Source organism: uncultured Methanobrevibacter sp., from assembly GCF_905235195.1.
In the GTDB taxonomy this organism is placed as follows: Archaea; Methanobacteriota; Methanobacteria; order Methanobacteriales; family Methanobacteriaceae; genus Methanarmilla.
This window is the reverse complement of the sequence record NZ_CAJOKH010000068.1, coordinates 1-7,196: the sequence shown is the minus strand read 5'-3', so window position 1 is coordinate 7,196 and position 7,196 is coordinate 1. Positions and strand designations below refer to the sequence as shown.

Here is a 7,196-nt window from a genome sequence, read left to right as displayed (position 1 = left end):
CAAAGGCACCATTAAAAACAGACCAACAAAAACTAAAAATCAACAAAAAAGAAGAGCAAATATCACTCTTAAAATTTTGCTCTATCTAGCACCCTATATGATTTAATTATGTAAATTGTGATAGATGAAGAAGTAGTCTTAGAATGGTCAAATATAGAGAGTTAAATTATAGTGTTTATAATTCTAAAGTAGTTCCAGCAGACTATAACTATCCATATCACAAATCAAATTTTTAAATCAAATATTTACACTTGGAGGATAAACATAAACGTAAATGAAAAATATTTTTCAAACATAAGCTCAAGAGAAAGGGCTATATTTGAGGGGGCCATTACAATGGGAGCTTTATTTCACCAATATATTGGAACAGCTGTAAATAAAGAATCTGCAAAAAGTTTTAAAAAAAAGCGATGAAGGAATCTCTTGAACTTCAACCTGCAATTGAAAAAGTAAATACAAAAATAGATCTAAACCGATTAAATTCTGCATTAAGTGATTTTGAATATACCTCTCTTAATGGAGATATCTTGATATAAAAATATACACAAAACTGGATAATGTTACTACTGTGATCGAATAGAATTTATTGAATAGTTAAATTACCTTTAATGTATGTTGAAAATATTAAAGAAGAATAATTTTATTCGTAATATTTTATATGTGAAAACACAATCAAAATAAATAAATTTATTTCTAAAAATTATCAGCAATACACTTCAAATCAGCAAGAAATTCTTTAATATTATCTAATGTAACATGTCTCATAATTACTATACGGATAGCTTTAGGGTAAGCAGATATAGAAACTCTCCAATTTTTCTCTTCTAAAAGGTATGCTAAATGATTAACATCAATATTAGGATGAGTAAATGCAATTATATTAAGTTCTGGTTCTGTTACTATTTCATAGCCCATTTTTAAAAGTCCTTCTTTTAAAGTGTTGGTTTTCTCCATAGCCTCTAATGCAAATTTAGTATAACCTTCTCTCCCCATATATTCCATAACTGCATAAGTTGCAGCGGCAGATGCGCCATTACGAGTTCCTACAATAGTAGATTGCTTTTTTTTAGTTAAATAGGGAGATTCAACAACCATAACATCTAAATATTTTTTATCTCTAAACAATATACAACCAGAGGGAATAGTGGAAAGACCCATTTTATGAGGATCAATAGTCATTGAACAAACACCCTCAAGTGAAAAATCAAATTCTGGAAAATCATAACCTGCATCCTTTAAAAATGGAATGATAAATCCTCCAAATGCAGCATCAACATGTAAATAAATATTATTTCTTTTAGCAATTTCTGAAATTTTATCTATACTGTCAACTAATCCTAATTCAGTTGTACCTGCAATTGCAACAATAGCTACAGTATTTTTAGTAATTTTAGATTCTAAACTACTTACATCAATCTTATAATCCTCACGCATATCTGCTTCAACAATTTTTAATCCAAAAATATCGGCTGCTTTTTTAAATGAAAAATGAGCCGATTTAGGAATGATTATCTCACTATTATTAATATTTTTATACTTACGAGCATAATTTCTGGCAGCCCTCATTGCCATAAGATTTGCTTCAGTACCTCCAGTTACAATATGACCATAAGGATTGTCAATTGAAAGTAGAGAACCAATGAGCTTTATAGCATGGTCTTCTATAATTTTCGTACCTTTAAATAGGCCAGGATCACCTAAATTTGAGTTGATGAATTTATAAAAGACTGATTGTGCAATAGATTCTGATTCAGTGCACATTGAACCTAGAATTCTACCTTCAGAATAATTCATATCTTTTTCTTGATACTTATCTAAAATTTTAAAAATTTCTTCTCTAGATTTAGGTTTATTGTCCATAAAATTACCTCAAAAATAAAATATAATGATAATAAACAACAAAATATAACTAATCATTAAAAATCATCTAAAAATAAAAGTAAACTATAACTTTCTTATAAAAAAAAAATTAAATTATTGGTATTAAAAAAAATAAATATTTTAAATAAAAAAAAATTATGAAAAATAAGAAAAATTTCTTATTTTTTTAATTGTGCTCTAGCAGCATCAAGAATTAGTTTTTGTTCTGCTTTTGCAACTGTTTTTCTAACATCACTTATAGCATCAGCATTTGAAGAAACACTAGTAATTCCAAATCCTACTAATTTTTCAACAATGTGTGGAACACTTCCTGCTTGACCACAAATACTACATGTAACACCATTTTCAACACAGATTTTGATTGTCCTTTCAATTAATTTCATAACTGCAGGATGTTCTTCTGTATAGTTTTTAGCAGTGAACTCATTGTTTCTATCAATAGCTAAAGTATACTGGGTTAAGTCATTAGTTCCAAGACTTACAAAATCAATTCCTTCTTTAATATAATCTTCAATAATTAAAGCAGCTGCTGGAGTTTCTACCATCATTCCAAATTCAACATCTTTTTGTGGAGTAAGGCCAACTTCAGCACATAATTCTTTTGCTTTTTTAAGTTCAGCTACACTTTGAGATAAAGGTATCATAATACCAACATTAGTATAACCTTTCTCATGGAGTTTTTTAATAGCTTTAAATTCACATTGAATAAGTTCCGGTTCGTCTAATTCCCTTCTTATTCCTCTCCAACCTAACATAGGATTGTGTTCAATAGGTTCATTTTCTCCACCTTCCATTGTTACAAATTCATCAGTTGGAGCATCCATAGTCCTATACCATACAGGTTTTGGATAGAATTCATCAGCAACAGTGATAATACCTTCAATTAAAGCTGCTATAAGTTCATCCTCTTTTCCATCATCAATGAACTTTTTAGGGTGTGCACCAAGACCTAACATCATATGTTCTGCCCTAAGTAGACCTACACCATCAGCACCAGTTGCTGCTGCTCTTTTTGCAGCTTCAGGCATACTTACATTTGCTTTAACATCTGTGACTGTAATAATTGGAGCTTGAGATTGAATTGCAGGAACTTCCATACTATTTGATACAGATTCTTCAGTTTTTAAAAGACCTTCATAAACTAAACCTTTTTTACCATCAACAGTTACTTCTTGAGCATCTTTTAAAGTAGATGTTGCTTCACCAGTACCTACAACACATGGGATTCCAAGTTCTCTTGAAATAATAGATGCATGACAAGTTACTCCACCTTCATCAGTAACAATTCCTGCTGATTTTTTCATTGCAGGAACCATATCAGGAGTAGTCATAGCAGTAACCATTATGTCACCATCTTCAATTTTATCAAGCTCATCTAAATCAAAAATGATTTTAACAGAACCTGCTGCCATACCTGGACTTGCACCTAAACCTTTAACAATAACATCTAAATCAGTAGCAGAATCAGACTGACTAGATTCAGCAATATTATCCAATGTAGTAATAGGACGAGCTTGCAATAAGTAAAGATTACCTTTTTGCATTGCCCATTCAGTATCCATAGGTTTTTTATATAAATCTTCAATTGTTTTTGCCATATGAAGTAATTTTTCTAAATCTTCATCTGATAAAACCCTTTCATTACGTTTATCTTCAGGAACTTCTACTTTTAAACTAGTTCCTTTATCATCATTAATATACATGAATTTTTTATCACTAACAGTGAGATTTTCTATTTTACCAGATTTTTTATCTACATCATAATGATCAGGTGTAACATCACCAGAAACTACAGATTCACCAAGTCCCCATGATCCTTCAATCATAGCAACTTCTTCACCAGTAGATGGATTAACAGTAAACATTACTCCTGCTTTTTCAGCTTGAACCATTTGTTGGACACAAACTGCAATGTATACTTTTTCATGGTCAAAATCATTTTCTTCCCTATAAAAAATAGCTCTTGCTTCAAATAATGAAGCCCATACTTTTTGAACATATTCTAATACTTGACTTATACCTTTAACGTGTAAATATGTATCTTGTTGACCTGCAAATGATGCATCAGGCAAATCTTCTGCAGTAGCTGATGACCTTACAGCCACATCAGCATCATCTTCATCTACAGATTGAGACAATTGATTATATGCTTCTACAATCAAGGTTTCAATATCTTGAGGCATACTTGTGTTAATAATAATTTCTTTAATTTTATCAGAAGCCTCTTGAAGAGCTTTAGTATCATTAACATCAGTATTTTTAAGTATATCCATAATAGTTGTATTAATTTCAGTGTCTTTCATGAATTTTTCATAAGTTTCAGATGTAATAACAAAACCTGGAGGTACTGGAATACCTGCTTGTGTTAACTCACCTAAGTTAGCACCTTTCCCTCCTGCAATATCAATATCATCTTTACTTATTTTTTCAAATTTTGCAACAAACATTAGTATTTCCCTCTTTTTAAAATAATTATTTTATGAAAATAATTTTTAAAATATTCAATAAAGTATAAAATTGTAGTTTGAGAATCTGTTTTAAAATTCAAGTGAAATTTACATACAAACATCTGGAACAAAAATTGTAAAAAAAATAGTATTTTGATTTTAATTTTTAAAAAAAATTATTAAATTAATTTAAAAACTAAAATTAATATCCTAATAAATTTTTACAATATTGTTTAGTTAAATATTTTGTAGAAAAACAGAATCATACAAATTTTAACTAAATGAATAATACTAAATTAAGAATTTAAATTAATTTATAAAACTAGTTCATTACCTTTATCAATGATAATTCTAGTTCTTGCAGGTAATTTCATAGAAGCTCTTTTTAAAGCAGTTTTAGCATCTAAAAAGTTAGTTTTATTACAGTCAATAGTAATAACTTTTTGACCACATTTAACAATAGCTTCTACACTCACTGCTTTACCAAAAGCATTTCTCATACCACTTTGAACCCTATCTGCACCTGCACCAGTTGCCATAGGATTTTCCCTTACAATTTGATGAGGGTAGGTTCTAATTTTCATATGGTAACCATACCTACCTGCTTTCCTTTGCATAAATCTGTTAGCTGCAACCCTTGCAGCTTCTAATGAGTTGTGAGTAATTTCAGCATTTTCTTTTACAGCTAAAGATACAGAAATTGGAAACTCGTCTTTTAAATTACCCATATCATATTGAACAATCCTTGAATTAGGGGTTTTTCTAATATATTCTCTTCTTGAATAAGCACGAACCATGATAATCCTCCTTTTAATTTTTATACAAATAGACTTCTAATTATTAATGATAAATAGCTATAAATAAAGCTATATAAAATTTAAGTAAAAATTATAAAAAATATATTTACCTATGAAATAGTAATTAGATAGAATAATTATTTGTTTTTAATTAACCATTAATAAATGTTATTATAAAATAAGTATTTATAAAAATAATATTAATAAATAGTATATATTTAGTAGTATATTAATATTATCCCATGAAAAAAATTATAATAATTTGTTTAAAAAATTAGGAATTTTATAAACAATATTATAAAAATTATTAGCTAAAATAGAAAATATTATAAGGAATTTTTTTACTAGACCTTTAAAAGAATGGGAAAAATTTATTAAAAAATTAAAAAAATAATTAAAAAATACAATGATAATATGAAAATTGAATCTACTCTCAAAATAAAATATATTAAAAAAGAATCTGCAGAAATAAGTTTTGAAACATTGAATGTAGATAATGAAGGATTTGTAAAATCTCAACTCAATGAGAATATTATTGACTTTGAAATTAATAGTAATTCACTTGGAACCTTTTTAAATACTACAGATGACCTTATTGCAAATGAAATCTTATTTGAAGAAATTATTCAAAGTTCAAAAAATTAAAAATCAAGTAAGAATAATGAGAATAATAAAAAATTAAAAATAAAATTATGGCCAAATTTAAAAATTTAAACTTAAATTAATAATAAAATCTATTATATAAAAAATTAATAAAAATATTCCAAATTAAAAAAAGCCCCATAATTAAAAATAATTTATAAAAATAGCCAAAATATAATTAAATATAAAGAAAAAATAATCATAAATAATATATTAAAAATATATTATGATATTTTAAATAATAACTCTAAAATACAAATATTCAATTTATTAAAACTTATAATTTAAGAATTTTTAGGGAAAATATAAAAAAAATAGGAAAACAAAAGAAATAACAATCAGATAATTGTTTTTAAAAAACATTACAATTATATATTATTATAAATATAGTTAAATTAAATGTTTGAATACTTAATTTTTTAATAATACTTAAAAAATAATTTGAGCCTAAAAAAAAGATGGAGTTAAATTTATGAAATGTTATTATCATGAAGATAGAGAAAGTACAAATAATTGTGCTATCTGCGGAAAACCAATTTGTCCAGAATGTGGTATGGAAATTGGTGGAAATATTTTATGTAAAGATTGTGTAAATACTTTAATTAGTGATAACTTATCTCAAAAAGTTTCAGAACCTGTAAAGGATAGCCCACAAGAAATTAAAGAACCTGAAAATATTCAAAGTGCGCCTGAACCAGTTGTAGAGGCTCAAAATATCAGAAGTGAAAGTGCAATAAACCAAGAATCTCCATCTGCATATACAGAATCATATACTCCACAAAATGAGCAACAAAACATAGAAGATAAATATGAAAAATATTTAGAGGATCTTTATTATGATGAACCTGAAAAACAAGAGCTTTCCCTTAAAGAGCAATTAGCTCTTGATAAAGACCTTGAAGAAATTGCTCCAATGCCAGACTATTATGAAGAAGAAATACCTTCAAGAATATATGAGGAATGGACCCCACAACACGAAAGAAATACTTCATTATCAAGAAGAAGAAATTTCCATAAAGTTCCCAAACGTTCAAGAAGAAACAAGGAACCTTATTCAAACGTAGATATCTTACTTACAGCTCTACTTGTAATTTTAATTTTACTTGTAATATTCTATATAATATACTTGTTTGTATTATCATCTAGCTATCCAACTTTCCTTGATGCTATAACAGGATTATTTACAGACCCTGGAAAGTTATTTGGAAGTTTATTTGGTAGTTCATAAAATTTAATTTATACTTTTTTTAACTATTTTTTACTTTTTTTATATTCAATTTTTAAACTATTTCCATTATCATTCTATTATTCTACTTATTATCCAAATTATGGGACTGTAAAAAATTTAACTGATAAAAATTTATTTAAGTCCTGAAACATTATTTTCCATCCATTTTATATTATTTGATTTTATTTGTCTTTTAGCACC

At 27.1% G+C, this 7,196-nt stretch carries 5 protein-coding genes and 1 pseudogene; 3 read left to right on the top strand and 3 right to left on the bottom strand.

Going from position 1 to position 7,196, the window contains the following annotated elements; translation table 11 throughout:
• Positions 1-264 precede the first annotated feature (264 nt).
• Positions 265-594, top strand: a pseudogene (locus tag QZ146_RS07925) (dihydroneopterin aldolase family protein).
• A 99-nt stretch (positions 595-693) separates the two neighbouring features.
• Here QZ146_RS07925 and mfnA read toward each other — a convergent pair.
• The 3 genes from mfnA to rplJ all read right to left on the bottom strand — a co-directional run bounded on the left by mfnA (position 694) and on the right by rplJ (position 5,125).
• A complete protein-coding gene (gene mfnA, locus QZ146_RS07920; protein WP_295723314.1) occupies positions 694-1,860 on the bottom strand; it encodes a tyrosine decarboxylase MfnA in 1,167 nt (388 codons plus the stop codon).
• 179 nt (positions 1,861-2,039) lie between these two features.
• Entirely contained in the window at positions 2,040-4,328 is a 2,289-nt protein-coding gene (gene ppsA / locus QZ146_RS07915) for a phosphoenolpyruvate synthase (RefSeq protein ID WP_295723313.1), read from the bottom strand.
• Positions 4,329-4,642: 314 nt separating this feature from the next.
• A complete protein-coding gene (gene rplJ, locus QZ146_RS07910) occupies positions 4,643-5,125 on the bottom strand; it encodes a 50S ribosomal protein L16 (RefSeq protein WP_295723311.1) in 483 nt (160 codons plus the stop codon).
• 414 nt (positions 5,126-5,539) lie between these two features.
• Here rplJ and QZ146_RS07905 point away from each other — a divergent pair, with 414 nt between their 5' ends.
• Complete coding sequence (locus tag QZ146_RS07905; RefSeq protein ID WP_295723310.1) at positions 5,540-5,770, top strand: KEOPS complex subunit Pcc1; 231 nt, start codon at positions 5,540-5,542, stop codon at positions 5,768-5,770.
• Positions 5,771-6,239: 469 nt separating this feature from the next.
• On the top strand, positions 6,240-6,995 hold the full coding sequence (locus QZ146_RS07900) for a hypothetical protein (RefSeq protein ID WP_295723309.1): 756 nt from the start codon (positions 6,240-6,242) through the stop codon (positions 6,993-6,995).
• The last annotated feature ends 201 nt before the right edge of the window (positions 6,996-7,196 follow it).

Excerpts from the sequence above, each read along its gene's own strand:
- QZ146_RS07900 (WP_295723309.1), top strand. The coding sequence starts at position 6,240 with ATGAAATGTTATTATCATGAAGATAGAGAAAGTACAAATAATTGTGCT.
- rplJ (WP_295723311.1), bottom strand. The coding sequence starts at position 5,125 with ATGGTTCGTGCTTATTCAAGAAGAGAATATATTAGAAAAACCCCTAAT.
- ppsA (WP_295723313.1), bottom strand. The coding sequence starts at position 4,328 with ATGTTTGTTGCAAAATTTGAAAAAATAAGTAAAGATGATATTGATATT.
- QZ146_RS07905 (WP_295723310.1), top strand. The coding sequence starts at position 5,540 with ATGAAAATTGAATCTACTCTCAAAATAAAATATATTAAAAAAGAATCT.
- mfnA (WP_295723314.1), bottom strand. The coding sequence starts at position 1,860 with ATGGACAATAAACCTAAATCTAGAGAAGAAATTTTTAAAATTTTAGAT.